Genomic DNA, 14,806 nt, shown 5'->3' with positions numbered 1-14,806 from the left:
GCCCCGTTGCAGGACGGGGCTGCCGCGCCTGCTGTTGCGCCGACGTCCGAAGCCGGCCAGTCCTTCCGCGTCAACCGAGCAGACATGATCGCCAGAAGTCGTTAGGCTCGGTGCGACCGTCGCCACAAGGAGCTCTCTTGACGTCCTCAGAGCTGGAGACCCCGCCCCTCGACGCCGCCCGCCGCCTGGCCGAGAGCGGCGACCTCGACGCCGCCGCCGCCATACTCGCCGAGCTGGCCGCCGACCCCGACGGCCCCGACAGGGCGCAGGCGGCCGTCGGGCTCGCCGTGGTGCTGGAGGAGCGCGGCGATGTGGAGGCCGCCAGGACCGCCGCCAGGACCGCGCTGGCCACCGGGCACCCCGAGTACGCCGCGCAGGCCGCCTGCCACCTCGCTCAGGGGTTCGAACGGGAGGGCCGGGCCGAGCAGGCCAGGGCCGCCTGGCAGGCCGTTCTGGGGGTCGGTACGGCCACCTACGTGCCGCTGGCCCACCTGGCGCTGGCCCGGCTGGCCGCCGACTCCGGCAACCCGGCCGAGGCCGAGAATGAGCTGCGCGCCGCCATGGAGGGCGGCGACCCGCACGTCGGCGCCCACGCCGCCCAGCAGCTGGCCGGCCTGCTGCTGGAGCAGGGGGAGCCCGGGGCGGCGGCCGACCTGCTCATGGACGCCCTCGAGGTCGCTCCGGCCGAGGAGGTGCCGGGGCTGCGGGTGCAGCTCGGGATCGCGCACCTGGATCTGGCCTGCGCGGAGTTCGCGGAGAGCGTCGAGTCCGGCGCCGACCCGCAGACCGGCGCCCTGGCCATCGAGCTGCTGGCCCGGACCCTGCCGCTGCGGGGGCGCGGCGACGACGCGGGGCGGGTGTGGTCGTACGGGCTGGAGAACGAGGACGAGACCCTGGCCGCCGAGGTCCGCCTCCGCTACCACCGCGACGCCTGACAGCCGCGGGGGCTCAGTGGTAGTACCCCTCGACCGGGACCCGCGCCTCGTCGTACAGTGCCGGGCCCTCCTGCGGCACCTGCGGCCAGCCCCCACCGGGTTTGAGTCCGTCGAGCTGCTCCCCGGAGAGGGCGAACACGACGCGGCCGAGCCCGGAGCGCTGGATCGCCCCCGTGCACATGCCGCAGGGCTGACAGCTCGTGTACATGATCGTGGCGGCCGCGGTGGCGGGATCGAGCTCGCGGGCCGCCCAGCGGGCCAGTTTCAGCTCCGGGTGCGCGCTGATGTCGTCGTCGGTGAGCGTGGTGTTCCACTCCTCGGCGAGCACGCGGCCGTCCGGACCGGCCAGCAGCGATCCGAACGGCGGGTTGCCGCCCGCCCGTGCCGCGGCGGCGAGCTCGATCGCACGGCGCAGAAGTCGTTCCTCGTTCTGGGTCACCGTTGCTCCATTCGCGGGTGAAGGTTCCAATGAGCGGCGACGGCTGCGAGCATGTGCCATTTCGCCTCGGGGCGGAGGGTCTCGTCCGGGTCGCCGTCGAACGGGTCGAGCACGACCGTCTCGGCGCCGAGCCGCCGTAGCTCTTCGAGGTCCTGGACCACCTGGTCAATGGTCCCCTCGCCGGCGAGGCGGCCGGGGCCGGTGACGGGCGAGCCGGTGATCCGCAGGACGATGCGCGGGACGAACGCGGGCACCGGCCGGTCGCCGGCGATGGCCTTCATCCTGTCGAGCGCATCGCGCAGCCAGGGGAGAGAGTTCCGCAGCGGGTGCCACGCGTCGCCGAGGCGGACCGCCCGCCGGATGCCGGCGTCGCTGTTGCCGCCGATCCACAGCGGGATCGGTCCGGCGCGATAGTCCTCGCTGTCCTCCCGGGCGGCCCGCAGCGCCAGGAGGACGTCGTCGGTGAGCTTCCCGCGCTGGTCGAACGGCACGCCGAGCGCCGCGAACTCCTGCCGGGCCCAGCCGGAGGCGACACCGAGGATCAGCCTGCCGCCGCTGAGCTGGTTGAGGTTGGCGGCCATGCGGGCGGTCAGCAGCGGGTGCCGGTACGGCGCGATGAGCACCGTCGTCCCGAGCCGGACCCGGCCGGTGATGCCGGCGAGCCAGGCCAGGGTGGTGAACGGCTCGTAGAACGGCGCGGGATACTGCTTGGCGACATCGGGCGTCACCACGACGTGGTCGGAGACCATCAGCAGATCGAAGCCCAGCCCCTCCACCGTCTGCGCCCAGCCGCGCAGGACGCCGGGATCGGTGCCGGGCCCGAAGTTCGGAACGTTTACACCTATTTGCACCGGTCTAACCTATCCCGGCGATCACCCCGGAATTAAGGGGTTTCTTCCGGCATAAATCGTGGCGTTCCGGGATTCTGCCGGTATGTTGGCCGGATGGCCGAGAATCTCGATGCGACCGACTGGGCGATCCTCGTCGAGCTCCAGCGGGACGGCCGCGTGCCGTTCACCGAGCTCGGACGGCGGGTGAACCTCAGCTCGTCGGCGACGACCGAACGCGTGAGACGCCTCGAGTCGCTGGGTGTCATCGCCGGCTACCACGCCGACGTCGACCTGGAGAAGGTGGGGTACGCGGTGCTCGCCGTCGTGCGCCTGAAGTACCCGGGCAACCGGCACGAGCCGCTGCATCGGCTGCTCTCCGAGCGGGTGGAGATCCTGGAGTGCCTGCGGACCACGGGCGACGACTGCTACACGCTGAAGGTGGCCGCGGGCTCCATGCGCCATCTGGAACGGCTGGTCGGCGAGCTCGCCGAGTTCGGCAGCACGACGACCAGCATCGTTTACAGCCGGACGCTGGCGTACCGCGGTCCGCAGGCGGCCCCGGACGCCTGACGGCCGGGCGTGGCTCCTCCCGCGGCCCCCGCCGCGTGCCCGCACGGATCAGTTACGGCGCATGACCGCCCCGGCGGCGGCCACGTTGATGATCACGATCGCGATCCACGCGATGGTCAGCCCCGTCAGCCCCGCGTAACCCGCCGCGATGGCCGTCAGCGGGATGCCGATGCCCATCGAGCCCAGCGCGATCGGGATCATCGCGCCGCCCGGGGTGCTCCTCTTGCGCGGTGCGGCGCCGTGGTGGTCCAGCTCGGCCCGTACGCGGGCGGAGATGGTGGCGTCGAGGCGCTCCACGAAGGACTCGACGAGCGCGGATTCGTACTCGGGCCCGAGGTCGCGGCGGGCCTCCATGGTGGCCCGCAGCTCATCCCGGATAGGGCCTGTGTCTGGCATGTGAGTAATCATTCATCGCGTTCGGCGCGCCGTCATCCGACCTGAGGGCTAACCCGGAATCCTCCCCAGGTACCGTGCTGGCATGGAGGTCATGACCCCGCGAGGGCCGGCACTCGTCCACATGGACGAGGTCGCGGATCCGCGGCTGCTGCTGGTGCTCACCCACGGGTCGTCCGGGGGAGTGGACGCCGTCGACCTGCTGGCCGTACGGGATGCCGCCCTGGAGTCAGGGGTCAGCGTGGCCAGGGTGACGCAGGCGTTCAGGGTGGCGGGGGCGCGGGCGCCGGGCTCGGCCGCCAGGCAGGACGAGGCCTGGGAGATCGTCCTGAAGGAGTTGCGTACGCGCCGGCCCGGGCTGCCTGTCGTGCAGGGCGGGCGGAGCAACGGGGCGCGGGTGGCCTGCCGCACGGCCAGGGCGGTCGGCGCGGCCGCGGTGGTGGCGCTGGCCTTTCCGCTGCACCCGCCGGGGAAGCCGGAACGCTCCAGGGTCGACGAGCTACGCGGTGCCGGGGTGGACGTGCTGGTGGTCAACGGGGACCGCGACCCGTTCGGCGTGCCGGACGCCGCGGACGCCGCGCGCCTGGTGGTGCTGCCGGGGGAGGGCCATGACCTGAAGAAGGACCCCGCCCGGGTGGGCGAGGTCGTGGCGGAGTGGATCGCCCACTACGCGTAGGTCACGCGGCGCCGACGACGGGCCGGTGCGGTTCGATGGTGGCGCCGCTGGGAAGAAGCTCCCCGGTGTCCTCGAACAGGACGACGCCGTTGCAGAGCAAGCTCCACCCCTGCTCGGGGTGGCAGGCGAGAGTGCGTGCCTTCTCGCGGTCAGGCGCCTCGGCGTCCGGACAGGCCGGGTCGTGCGGGCACATCGGCGTGCCTCCGATATCTCGTGGGACGCTCCCGCTTGGAGGGTCGGGAGCCGGCTCGGGTAGTTGTTCTGGCAAGTGTGCGACATCCATCACACTCTCGGGCATAGCCCGTTGGGACCCGTTACGGGTGATTTGCCCGGTCGTGTGACCTTCGACACAGCGTGCCTTATGCAGAATAACGGGCCAAGCGCGACACGCGCACTACGTTTGCAATCCCTTGAGCAGAGCGTCGAGTCCGCGCTCGAAATCCACATCGGCTCTTTCGTCACGCCTGACCCACTCGTCAACCTCGGGATCGGCCCAGCCTGACTGCTGCACCTCGACGGCCACGCTCCCGAAGACGAAGGCCCGCAGCGCCCTGACCGCCTCCGCGGCGTCAGGCAGGCCGCCCTCGGCGAGTTGCTCGGTCTGCTCCCGGATGGCGAGGGCTGTGGCCCCTTTGGGGGGCTTGGTCAGGGCGAGTGCTAGTACGCCCGGGTGGTCGCGCAGTAGCTCCCGCTCCGCCCTGCACCACGCCTTGGCCGTCTCCTGCCAGGTGGGCAGCTGCTCGACGTGGACCGTGGTCACGTGCTCGGCCAGGGCGTCCATCAGCGCCTCCTTGCCCCTGGGCAGGTGGTGGTAGATGGCCATGGCCTCCACCTGGAGGGCGTCGCCCAGGCGCCGCATGGTGAGCCGGCGCAGCCCCTGGCTGTCGGCGATGTGGAGTGCGGCCTCAATGATGCGCTCGCGGGAGAGCGGGACGGGCGGTCTCTTGGCGGGCATGGAGATCATCTTACTTCGTAAAGTCTGTCGCGCCAGGCCGATTTCCCGCCGTGTCGCGCGACGGCGTACCCTTGGCGGTTGAACGAGTACCGGCTGTTGAAGGGGCAGGGTCGATGGCGTTTTTCCGTCCGCGGGTGAGCCGTGAGGCCGAGGTTCGCTACCACGCGGACCAGGAGATCTCCAGGAGCTACCCCGAGTTGCTCGAGAGGGCCCGTCAGGCCGAGCAGACGCTGCGCGAGCTGCGGGCCGCCGCGGCCGACGAGATCGAGCTGCTGGCTGCCGGGCGGGAGTTCGACCGGACGCTGACGGACGCGCTGCGGGCCGCCGAGGCGGGGCAGCGGGCCACGTTCGGGGTGAAGGCGTACGACAACCGGATCGCGCGCCGCAAGGCCAAGGCGACGCCTGCCGGGGCCATGTGGACGGCGGAGGTCGATCGGCTCCGCACGCTGCGCGAGGACAACCGGATGTGGGGGATCCCGCGCGTGCCCCGGCCGGTGCCCGCGAGCCGCTGACCCCGAAGTCTCCCAACACAGGGCGAAGCCCCGGCACATCCTCCCTCGTTGTGCCGGGGCTCGTCCCGGAGTGTCAGCTGGCCCAGTCGAGCAGCGGACGGGTGTTGCTGGGGTGGCGGAGCTTGGAGAGTGACTCCTTCTCCAGCTGGCGGATCCGCTCCCGCGTCAGCCCCAGGTGCTTGCCGATCTCGTCCAGCGTGTGCGGCTTGCCGTCCACGAGGCCGAAGCGCAGAGCCATGATCTTCGACTCCCGGGGCGAGAGGTTGTCGAGGACGCCACGCAGCTGGTCGCCCAGCAGCTGGCGGTCGACGATCTCCGACGCCTCCGGCGAGTCCACGTCCTCGATGAGGTCGCCGATGGTGGTCTCCCCGTCCTCGCCGATCGTCGCGTTGAGCGAGATCGGCTGGCGGCTGGTCCGCAGCAGCTCCTCGATCTGGTCCGGCGTCTTGTCGAGCTCGACGGCCAGTTCCTCGGGCGTGGGTTCGCGCCCCAGCCGCTGGTGCATGTCACGCTCGATGCGCGACAGCTTGGAGAGCATCTCCAGCACGTGCACGGGCAGCCGGATCGTACGGGCCGAGTCGGCGAAGCCGCGCTGGATGGCCTGCCTGATCCACCACATGGCATAGGTGGAGAACTTGAAGCCCTTGGTGTAGTCGAACTTCTCCACCGCCCTGATCAGTCCCAGGTTGCCCTCCTGGACCACGTCCAGCAGCGACATGCCGCGGTCGGTGTACTTCTTGGCCACCGACACCACGAGCCGGAGGTTGGCCTCCAGCATGTGATCCTTGGCCTGCTTGCCGTCCTCGACGACGAGGAGCAGGTCCTCCCGGTAGGAGGGGGACAGGTCCGGGTCGGTCTCCAGCTTGTACTCGGCGTACAGGCCCGCCTCGATGCGCCGGGCCAGCTCCACCTCCTGCGCCGCCGTGAGCAGCGTGCGCCGGCCGATGGACTTGAGGTAGGTGTGCACGGAGTCGCCCATGACCGACTGGGTGTCGTCCAGGTCGATCTGGTCGTTCTCGAGGTCGACTTCCTCGGCGCTCAGCGCGAGGTCGTCGGGGACGTCCTCCTCGTGCTCCGGCTTGCGCTCGGACGGGGTCACTGCCCTGGCGGCGGCTGCGGTGACGGTTTTTGCCTCGGCTGCCTTGCGGCCGGTAGTCTTTGCACGCGCAGGCTTCCTGGTGGCCTTCTTGGGGGCGGTCTTGCTGAGAGACGGCTCGTTCTCGGCGGCCAGGCTCACGCCGCTCTCCGAAAGCTCACGCAGGATCGTGCGGCCTTCCGAGGGGCTGATACCGGCCTCCGTGAACGCGTCACGCAGCTCCGCCAGAGAAAGGTGACCCTGGGCTCGCCCTCGTTCAATGAGCTGGTCGAGAGTCGCAGGTGGGGTCGCTACGGCGGTTCTGGGCATGAGGACACCTCCTCCGTACGGAGTCGAAGCGATCAGGCAGGTTGTGGTGGGGCGGCTGTCTGGCTGTCCGCACGGCGCACCAGTATCAATAACGCCAATCGCCGTCATTTGTTCCCGGGGGGACGAAAAAGGGGCGGAACGCCCATAGGGCCGAACCGCCCCTCCCCTGAGTCTTATTCGCGGACCTCGACCTCTCCGGCCGAGACCACGGGCATGGGCATCGGCTGGGCGTCCTGCATGCGCTGGTCCGTCCAGTAGTCGATGACGGCGCGCGGGTCGGGGTTGACGTCGTGGGAGACCACGACGTCGTCCTCGCTGGTCGTCGGGGACGGTGACGCCTTCTCCACCACGGCTCTGGTCTCCTTGGCGACCTGGTCGAGCTTGCCCGCCGAGGCGGCCGCCGCGATCGAGGCGCCTCCGGCGACAATCACGCCGACGACTGCCGCGGATGCCCACATCTTGCGGGTCTGGTCCATGAAGGCTCCCTCCTTCTCCCCAATTTGACGCAGCCGCAACTCATCAGGTTCCTGCCCGAAGCCGTACCAGATCGGTCTTACCGTTCGGCAGCAGCGGGAGCTGGGGCACCAGGCGAAGATCGCGCGGGGCGGCGTGAGGGGGGAGCCTATCGCGGCAGAACGCCCGCAATTGCAGAAGCGTCGGGGGTGTGTCGGGGTTGGCGGGGACCACGACGGCCGTGACCAGCTCACCCCATTCCGCGTCCGGCGTGCCGATCACGGCGGCATCGGCCACCTCGGGGTGGGTGCAGAGCACCGTGGCCACGGCGGCGGCCACGACCTTCTCGCCGCCGGTGTTGATCACGTCGTCGGCCCGGCCCAGCACGCGGAGCCGGCCGCCGGCCAGCTCGCCCAGGTCGGAGGTGCGGAACCAGTCGCCGTCGAACGGGTCTGTGCCACTGTCCGGGCCCGGCTCGCCGAAGCGGTAGCCCGAGAACAGCACGGGCCCGGCGATCCTGATCAGGCCGTCCTCGCCGATCTTGAGATCTACATTGTAAAGGGGTTGGCCGTCGTACACGCAGCCGCCGCTCGTCTCGCTCATTCCGTACGTCGTCACGACCCGGGCGCCGAGGTCACGGGCCTGCTCCACCAGGCCGGGACGGGGAGCCGCGCCGCCGAGCAGGATCGTGCGGAACACCGACAGGTCCGCCCCCAGCTCGACCAGCCGGTGGAGCTGGGTGGGGACGAGGGAGACGTGGTGGGCACCCGAGCGGAGGACCTCGTGCGGGTCGAACCCGGCATGGATGATCGGCTCGCTCTCCGAGAGCAGGGCGCGTACCAGGACCTGGAGGCCGGAGACGTGGGAGACGGGCAGGCAGCACAGCCAGCGCTCGCCCTTGGCGGCCTCCAGGCGGCGCAGGGAGGCCGCCGCGGAGGCGCGCAGCGCGGTGGCCGAGAGCAGCACGCCCTTGGGCGCGCCGGTGCTGCCGCTGGTGGCGATCACCACCGCCACGTCGTTGGGGACGCCCGCGCCGTCGCTCTGGGGCACGCCGTCGACGTGGGTGGGACGCAGCGCGGCGACGGCGGCCTCGGAGTGGCCGGGGGTCAGGGGCAGGACGGCAGGGCCCTCGCCGGACAGCGCGTCGCGGACGGCCCTGAACAGGGCGGGGCCGGGAGGCTGCACAATGGCATGCAGCGGACGGTCCGGATGCGACGGGTTCCTCCACATGCTCGTAAGGTTAGTGGCGACAGGTCGGATTGAGGCGCAGGGAGGGTCGTGACGCGTTCTCCCGTGGTCTTCCGCATCCCCATGCGCACTCGATTCCGTGGGCAGACCGTCAGGGAAGGCGTGCTGCTGCACGGTCCCGCGGGGTGGGGGGAGTTCTCCCCGTTCCCGGAGTACGGCCCGCGCGAGTGCGCCCGCTGGCTGGCCTGTGCCCGTGAGGCGGCGTTCGAGGGGTGGCCCGCGCCGGTGCGCGACAGCGTCCCCGTCAACGCGACCGTGCCCGCGGTGGGGCCCGAGCAGGCGTACGAGATCGTCCGGCGGTCCGGGTGCGGCACGGCCAAGGTCAAGGTGGCCGAGCGCGGTCAGACGTTCGACGACGACGTGGCCAGGGTGGAGGCCGTGCGCGACGCGCTGGGGCCCGGTGGGCGGCTGCGGGTCGACGCCAACGGCGCGTGGGACGTCGACGAGGCGGTGCGGCGGCTGAAGCGGCTCGACCGGTTGGACCTGGAATACGCCGAGCAGCCGTGCGCCACGCTGGAGGAGCTGGCGGCGGTGCGGCGGGCGTGCGACGTGCCGATCGCGGCCGACGAGTCGATCCGCAGGGCCGAGGACCCGCTGCGGGTGCGGGCGGCGGAGGCCGCCGACATCGCGGTGGTCAAGGTGCAGCCGCTCGGCGGTGTGCGCAGCGCGCTGCGGGTGGTGGAGGCGTGCGGGCTGCCCGCCGTGGTCTCCAGCGCCGTGGAGACGTCCGTGGGGCTGGCGGCGGGGCTGGCGCTGGCGGCGGCGCTGCCGTCGCTGCCGTACGCGTGCGGTCTCGGCACGATGGCGTTGCTGGCTGGCGACGTCGTGGACGATTCGCTGACGCCCGTGGACGGAGCCCTGACGGTACGGCGCCCCTCTGTCAGTTTTCAGCATTTGTCGGCATTTGAGATTGAATCTCCCCAGTGGCTTCGCCGGATGCAGGAGGCGTCACTTTGAACCCCGCTACCGCGCTGGCCACGGTGCTGGTCGACGAGCTGGTGCGCTGCGGCCTGACCGACGTGGTGCTCGCGCCCGGCTCGCGCTCCGCCCCCCTGGCACTGGCCCTGCACGCCGAGTCGCGGGTGCGCCTGCACGTGCGCATCGATGAACGGTCGGCGTCCTTCCTGGCGCTGGGGCTGGCCAAGCGCTCCGAGCGGCCCGTGGCGCTGATCTGCTCGTCCGGCACGGCCGTGGCCAACTTCCACCCGGCCGTGATCGAGGCGGGCGAGTCGGGCGTCCCGCTGCTGGTGCTGACCGCGGACCGGCCGCCCGAGCTGCGCGGCACCGGCGCGAACCAGACGATCGACCAGATCAAGCTGTTCGGCACCGCGGCCCGGTGGTTCGCCGAGGTCGGGGTGCCCGAGGACCGTCCCGGGCAGGTGGCCTACTGGCGTTCGCTGGCCTGCCGCGCCTACCAGCGCGCCATGGGCCCGTCCGACCCGGGGCCCGTCCACCTGAACCTGGCCTTCAGGGAGCCGCTGATCCCCGACGGCGACACCTCCTGGTGCGAGCCGCTCGACGGCGGCGCGAACGGCCCGTGGGTGCGGGTCAGGGTCGCGCCCCCGCCGGCCGCCCTGCACCTCCCGCCGACCAGGCGCGGCGTGCTGGTGGTCGGCGACGGCGCGCCCAACGTGCGCCGGTACGTGGCCGCGGCCGGCATGGCGGGCTGGCCGGTGCTGTCGGAGCCCAACGGCGGCGGCCGCTACGGCGACCACGCCATCTCGACCTACCACTACCTGCTGGGCACGCCGGAGTTCGCCGACACGCACCGGCCCGACGTGGTCGTGACGCTCGGGCGGCCGGGGCTGTCCAGGCCGCTGCTGTCGTGGCTGAAGCGGGCGGAGGAGCACATCGTGGTGGCGCCCGACCTGAGCCGCTGGCCCGACCCGACCCGCTCGGCCACGCAGGTGGCGCAGGCCGTGGAGATCCCGGTCGCCGCCGGCGACGACTCGTGGCTGCACGCCTGGCGGCAGGCCGACCTGGCGGTCCGGTCGGTGATGGACGCGGTGCTGGACGTGTCCGGCACGAGCGAGCCGCGCCTGGCGAGGGACCTGGCCGACTCGCTGCCGAACGGCGCGCTGCTGTTCTGCGGCTCGTCGATGCCGATCCGCGACCTGGACCAGGCCATGCGGCCGCGGCGCGGCATCAGGCTGATGGCCGGCCGGGGCGCCTCGGGCATCGACGGGGTGGTGTCCGCGGCGATGGGGGCGGCGCTGGCGCACAACGGCCCCTCGTACGCGCTGATCGGCGACCTGTCGTTCCTGCACGACCAGAACGGGCTGATCCTCGGCCCGCGCGAGCCCCGGCCCGACCTGTGCTTCGTGGTCGTCAACAACGACGGCGGCGGCATCTTCTCGCTGCTGCCCCAGGCGGCGGTGCGCGACCCGTTCGAGCGGGTGTTCGGCACGCCGCACGGGGTGGACCTCGCCTATGTGGCGGCCGCGACGGGGACGCCGTACCGGCTCCTGGAGGACGTCAGCGACCTGCCCAAGGCGCTGCGCGGGGAGGGGCCGCGGGTGGTGGAGGTGCGCACCGACCGCGAGGAGAACGCGATCGTGCACGCCCGCCTGCGCGAGGCGGCGCAGGACGCCGTCCACGCCTTCCTCGCCTCCCGCTGAGGCCCCGCCGTGCTTGCTCCGGTGGACGTCCCTGTAGGGGAGGAGGGGCTCACGCAAAGGGACGCGGCGGTCAGAGGGACGAGGCAGGGCTGCGGGAAACGGGCGGCGGTCAGGCGCCGAGTGCGTCGAGGAGGCGGTTGAGCGGGCTGTCCAGGCGTCAGGCGCCGAGCGCGTCGAAGAGGCGGTTGAGCGGGCTGTCCAGGCCGTACCGGTCGGCGAGCCGCACCAGCGCCTCGGGATCGCGCGGCTTGGCGGGCAGGGTGAGGTCGGCCGGCGGCAGCGGCGCGTCGGAGGCCACCTCGACGACGGCGGGCGCGGCGCTCAGGTAGTCGCGGGCGGCGGCCAGGCGGGTGCGGCTGCCCGCGGGGAAGCCGTCGGTGACGCCCGCGTCGAGGGCTTCGAGCAGGGCGTCGAGCGAGCCGAAGCGGGTGATGAGGGCGGCGGCGGTCTTCTCGCCGACGCCGGCGACGCCGGGCAGGCCGTCGCTGGGGTCGCCGCGCAGGGTGGCGAAGTCGGCGTAGGAGCGGCCGGGGATGCCGTATTTGGCGGTGACGAACGCCTCGTCCACGATCTGCAGGTTGCGGATGCCGCGGGCGGTGTAGAGGACGCGTACGGGGCGGGCGTCGTCGACGAGCTGGAACAGGTCGCGGTCGCCGGTCACGATGTCGACGGCGCCCGGGGCCTGGTGGGTGAGCGTGCCGATCACGTCGTCGGCCTCGTAGCCGGGCGACTCCAGGCGGGCGATGCCGACGGCGTCGAGCACGTCCTGGATGACCGCGATCTGCGGGACGAGCGCCTCCGGCACCTCTTCGGCGTCGCCCTGGGCGACGCGGTGCGCCTTGTACGTCGGGATCGCCTGGACGCGGAAGGCCGGCCGCCAGTCGGCGTCCATGGTGGCCGCGAGCGCGGTGGGGGAGTGCTGGCGGACGAGGGTGGCGATCATGTCGATGAGGCCGCGTACGGCGTTGACGGGGGAGCCGTCGGGGGCCTTGACCGACTCCGGCACGCCGTAGAAAGCGCGGAAGTAGAGCGATGGGGTGTCGAGAAGCATCAGCACGCGTCTATGGTCGCACCTCTGACAAGCCGTTACCCGCTCTGCCCGGGTACGGCCACCGCCAGCAGGCAGGCGTCGTCCTCGGGGTTCGGGCCGCCGATGTCGGCGAGGAGGCGGTCGAGCCCGGCGTCCAGGTCGCGGGCGGGCACGTCGCGGGCGGCCGCCAGGACCAGGTCGAGGCCGACGTCGATGTCGCGGGTGCGCCGCTCGACCAGCCCGTCGGTGAACATCAGCAGCAGGTCCCCGGGCAGCAGGCGGGTGGTCGCCAGCTCGTACGGGCGCTCCGAGGCGGCGCCGAGCAGCACGCCGCGGGGCTGGGCGAGCTGGCTGGCGGCCCCTTCGCGCACGAGGATGGGCGCGAGGTTGCCCGCCTGGCTCCAGGCGAGCACGCGCGTCTCCGGGTCGAGATGGCCGATGATCGCGGTGGCGGTGGTCTCCTTGAGCTGGTGCAGGACGAGGTCGTTCAGCCAGGCCAGGAGCCGGTGCGCGGGCTGGCCGGTCATGGCCAGGCCGACGAGGGCGTGACGGAGCTGGGCCATGTGCGCGATGGCGGGCAGGCCGTGGCCGGAGACGTCGCCGATGGCCAGCAGCAGCCGTCCGTCGTGGGCCGGGGCGGCCTCGAACCAGTCGCCGCCCAGGTTCGCGGTCTTCTCGGCCGGCACGTACCGGACCGCGACGTTGGCGTGCGGCAGGTCGAGGTCTCCGGCGGAGTCGGGGAGGATGGCGTCGCGCAGGGCGAGCATGACGTGGCGCTCCTCGGCGGCCTGCTCGCGGGCCTCCAGGAGCTGGCGGCGCGACTCCGACATCATGCGCTCGGCGCGGCGGCGGCCGGTGATGTCCTGGATGACGCCGTGCAGGCCCACGGGGCCGCCGGGGGCCACGAGCGGCTCGAGCACGACGCGCAGGTCGCGCAGCTCGCCTCCGCGCCGGATGCGGAACTCGGCCTGCACCGGTTCGACACCTTCGATGGCCGACCACAGGAGGCGGCTGAGCGTGCCGACGTCGTCGTGTTCGACGTGTTTGGCCAGGTCGGGCAGGGCGATGGGACCGTCGGCGGGGTCGCGGCCGAAGATCAGGTACACCTGGTCGGACCAGATCGTCTCGCCGGAGTGCATGTGCCACTCCGCCCAGCCCATGTTGCCGAGCCGCTGGGCGTGCGCCAGCCGGGCGGCGAGCTTTTCGGCGTCGCTGTCGCGGCTGTCGTGGTTGTCGTGGCTGAGCAGCTCGGCCGCGCCTATGACGTCGACCATGGTCTCACTCTCAAGTGCAGTCGAACTGGACAATTGACCCCACACTACGTGATCAACTCTGGACGGAGTGTAGCGATGGGCTGCTGTGTTGTGAGAGCTTTTCGCGGATTTTAGGGGCCGGGGTCCGAGTAGATTATGGGCTGTGACGTCCTCAGACTTGTATCCCGTGTCCCGTCTCGCCGCCGTTCAGGAGGCCACCGCCAAGGCCGGTGTCGACGCCCTGCTGCTGACCCCCGGGCCCGATCTGCGTTATGTGAGCGGATATGAGGCCAAGCCGCTGGAGCGGCTGACCTGTCTCGTGGTGCCCGCCTCCGGTGACGCGTACATGATGGTGCCCCGCCTGGAGCTGCCCGCCGCGGAGGCGTCGCCGGCCTCGCGGCTGGGGCTGGAGTTCGTGGCGTGGGACGAGACCGACGACCCGTACGCCGTCGTGGCCGCCCGGCTCGGCAAGGTCGGCAAGGTGGGCCTGGCCGACCGGATGTGGGCCATGTCGTCGCTCCGCTTCCGCGAGGTGCTGCCGGAGGCCGAGCAGGTGCTGGCCGGCACCGTGCTGCGGGAGCTGCGGATGCGCAAGTCGGCCGCGGAGGTGGCGGCGCTGCGCGAGGCCGGGGAGGCGATCGACGCGGTGCACCGGCGCGTCCCGGAGTTCCTGCGGGCCGGGCGCACGGAGCGCGAGGTGGGCAGGGACATCGCCGAGGCGATCCTGGCGACGGGCCACGCGACGGTCGACTTCGTCATCGTCGCCTCGGGGCCGAACGGCGCCAGCCCGCACCACGACGTGTCCGACCGGGTGATCCAGGCGGGCGAGCCGGTCGTGGTCGACATCGGCGGCCAGCTGCACAACGGCTACTGCTCGGACTCGACGCGCACGTACAGCGTGGGGGAGCCGCCCGCGGAGTTCGCGGCGTACTACGAGGTGCTGCGCCGGGCGCAGGACGCGGCCTGTGTGGCGGTGCGGCCGGGGGTGTCGTGCGAGTCGATCGACGCGGCCGCCCGCGACATCATCGCGGAGGCGGGGTACGGCGACTACTTCATCCACCGGACCGGGCACGGGATCGGGATCGAGACGCACGAGGAGCCGTACATCGTCTCGGGCAACGGGGCGCCGATGGAGCCGGGCTTCGCGTTCTCGGTGGAGCCGGGGATCTACCTGCCCGGCCGGCACGGGGCCCGGATCGAGGACATCGTGGTGTGCACGGAAGGGGGCGCGGAGCGCCTCAACAACACGCCCCGCGACCTCGTCATCGTGTAGGTGAGCCAGAGGCGGCCCACCCCTTGCCCTGCCAGGTGGTGAGTCAGAGCAGGCCCACCCCTCGCCCTGCTGGGTGGTGGGCCTGCTGACATCCGCCCCGAGCGGTCCTCGCTGATCGGCTCGGGCTGTCCTTGCTGAGGCGCCTCCGGCGTCCAGCCGAGCCCATCCCTTGACCGACGCGGCGGTGGGGCGGCTGAGGCGCAGCCGGCCCACCGT

At 72.1% G+C, this 14,806-nt stretch carries 17 protein-coding genes; 7 read left to right on the top strand and 10 right to left on the bottom strand.

What is annotated here, in order from left to right; all coding sequences use genetic code 11:
- The first annotated feature begins 137 nt into the window (after nt 1–137).
- Nucleotides 138–935, top strand: coding sequence for a tetratricopeptide repeat protein (locus tag AB0H84_RS48210; protein ID WP_357620223.1), 798 nt, complete (start codon nt 138–140; stop codon nt 933–935).
- 13 nt (nt 936–948) lie between these two features.
- Here the strand turns inward: AB0H84_RS48210 and AB0H84_RS48205 are convergent, their stop codons facing one another.
- A complete protein-coding gene (locus tag AB0H84_RS48205; protein WP_357620221.1) occupies nt 949–1,374 on the bottom strand; it encodes a nucleoside deaminase in 426 nt (141 codons plus the stop codon).
- Nucleotides 1,371–2,225: an LLM class flavin-dependent oxidoreductase gene (locus tag AB0H84_RS48200; protein WP_357620219.1), complete on the bottom strand. Its 855-nt coding sequence runs from the start codon at nt 2,223–2,225 to the stop codon at nt 1,371–1,373. The genes AB0H84_RS48205 and AB0H84_RS48200 overlap by 4 nt, the downstream gene beginning before the upstream one ends.
- A 93-nt stretch (nt 2,226–2,318) precedes the next feature.
- Between AB0H84_RS48200 and AB0H84_RS48195 the strand changes: the two genes are divergently transcribed.
- Nucleotides 2,319–2,774 (top strand): Lrp/AsnC family transcriptional regulator, encoded by a 456-nt coding sequence (locus tag AB0H84_RS48195; protein WP_357620217.1) that lies wholly within the window; start codon nt 2,319–2,321, stop codon nt 2,772–2,774.
- A gap of 48 nt (nt 2,775–2,822) precedes the next feature.
- Here AB0H84_RS48195 and AB0H84_RS48190 read toward each other — a convergent pair whose 3' ends face one another.
- Nucleotides 2,823–3,170, bottom strand: coding sequence for a hypothetical protein (locus AB0H84_RS48190; protein ID WP_357620215.1), 348 nt, complete (start codon nt 3,168–3,170; stop codon nt 2,823–2,825).
- 82 nt (nt 3,171–3,252) lie between these two features.
- Here AB0H84_RS48190 and AB0H84_RS48185 point away from each other — a divergent pair, with 82 nt between their 5' ends.
- Nucleotides 3,253–3,843 (top strand): alpha/beta family hydrolase, encoded by a 591-nt coding sequence (locus AB0H84_RS48185; protein ID WP_357620213.1) that lies wholly within the window; start codon nt 3,253–3,255, stop codon nt 3,841–3,843.
- 1 nt (nt 3,844) lies between these two features.
- Here AB0H84_RS48185 and AB0H84_RS48180 read toward each other — a convergent pair whose 3' ends face one another.
- Complete coding sequence (locus tag AB0H84_RS48180) at nt 3,845–4,036, bottom strand: DUF5999 family protein (RefSeq protein ID WP_138669881.1); 192 nt, start codon at nt 4,034–4,036, stop codon at nt 3,845–3,847.
- Between the two features lie 201 nt (nt 4,037–4,237).
- Nucleotides 4,238–4,798, bottom strand: a complete 561-nt coding sequence (locus AB0H84_RS48175) for a TetR/AcrR family transcriptional regulator C-terminal domain-containing protein (protein WP_357620211.1) — start codon at nt 4,796–4,798, stop codon at nt 4,238–4,240.
- Nucleotides 4,799–4,911: 113 nt separating this feature from the next.
- Between AB0H84_RS48175 and AB0H84_RS48170 the strand changes: the two genes are divergently transcribed.
- Nucleotides 4,912–5,310: a hypothetical protein gene (locus AB0H84_RS48170; protein ID WP_357620209.1), complete on the top strand. Its 399-nt coding sequence runs from the start codon at nt 4,912–4,914 to the stop codon at nt 5,308–5,310.
- Between the two features lie 73 nt (nt 5,311–5,383).
- On the opposite strand, the gene AB0H84_RS48165 is transcribed toward AB0H84_RS48170, so the two are convergent.
- The 3 genes from AB0H84_RS48165 to AB0H84_RS48155 all read right to left on the bottom strand — a co-directional run bounded on the left by AB0H84_RS48165 (nt 5,384) and on the right by AB0H84_RS48155 (nt 8,398).
- Nucleotides 5,384–6,715 (bottom strand): RNA polymerase sigma factor, encoded by a 1,332-nt coding sequence (locus tag AB0H84_RS48165; RefSeq protein WP_357620208.1) that lies wholly within the window; start codon nt 6,713–6,715, stop codon nt 5,384–5,386.
- 173 nt (nt 6,716–6,888) lie between these two features.
- Nucleotides 6,889–7,191 (bottom strand): hypothetical protein, encoded by a 303-nt coding sequence (locus tag AB0H84_RS48160; RefSeq protein ID WP_357620206.1) that lies wholly within the window; start codon nt 7,189–7,191, stop codon nt 6,889–6,891.
- A 43-nt stretch (nt 7,192–7,234) separates the two neighbouring features.
- The gene (locus tag AB0H84_RS48155; RefSeq protein WP_357620204.1) at nt 7,235–8,398 is read right to left on the bottom strand and encodes an AMP-binding protein; all 1,164 of its coding nucleotides are present in this window, start codon (nt 8,396–8,398) and stop codon (nt 7,235–7,237) included.
- Between the two features lie 48 nt (nt 8,399–8,446).
- Between AB0H84_RS48155 and AB0H84_RS48150 the strand changes: the two genes are divergently transcribed.
- Nucleotides 8,447–9,373 (top strand): o-succinylbenzoate synthase, encoded by a 927-nt coding sequence (locus AB0H84_RS48150; protein WP_357620202.1) that lies wholly within the window; start codon nt 8,447–8,449, stop codon nt 9,371–9,373.
- Nucleotides 9,370–11,034 carry a 2-succinyl-5-enolpyruvyl-6-hydroxy-3-cyclohexene-1-carboxylic-acid synthase gene (gene menD / locus AB0H84_RS48145; RefSeq protein ID WP_357620200.1) on the top strand — a complete coding sequence of 555 codons (1,665 nt, stop codon included), beginning with the start codon at nt 9,370–9,372 and terminating at the stop codon, nt 11,032–11,034. The genes AB0H84_RS48150 and menD overlap by 4 nt, the downstream gene beginning before the upstream one ends.
- Before the next feature lie 157 nt (nt 11,035–11,191).
- On the opposite strand, the gene AB0H84_RS48140 is transcribed toward menD, so the two are convergent.
- Together AB0H84_RS48140 and AB0H84_RS48135 are read right to left on the bottom strand one after the other, a co-directional pair.
- A complete protein-coding gene (locus tag AB0H84_RS48140; protein WP_357620235.1) occupies nt 11,192–12,085 on the bottom strand; it encodes a 5'-3' exonuclease H3TH domain-containing protein in 894 nt (297 codons plus the stop codon).
- 35 nt (nt 12,086–12,120) lie between these two features.
- Complete coding sequence (locus AB0H84_RS48135; protein ID WP_357620198.1) at nt 12,121–13,338, bottom strand: SpoIIE family protein phosphatase; 1,218 nt, start codon at nt 13,336–13,338, stop codon at nt 12,121–12,123.
- A gap of 157 nt (nt 13,339–13,495) precedes the next feature.
- Between AB0H84_RS48135 and AB0H84_RS48130 the strand changes: the two genes are divergently transcribed.
- Nucleotides 13,496–14,590: a Xaa-Pro peptidase family protein gene (locus AB0H84_RS48130; protein WP_357620233.1), complete on the top strand. Its 1,095-nt coding sequence runs from the start codon at nt 13,496–13,498 to the stop codon at nt 14,588–14,590.
- Nucleotides 14,591–14,806 lie beyond the last annotated feature (216 nt).

The organism is Nonomuraea sp. NPDC050786, assembly GCF_040654115.1.
GTDB lineage: Bacteria > Actinomycetota > Actinomycetes > Streptosporangiales > Streptosporangiaceae > Nonomuraea.
Note: the sequence above shows the minus strand (reverse complement) of the source record. Positions and strands in the feature narration are given on the sequence as shown.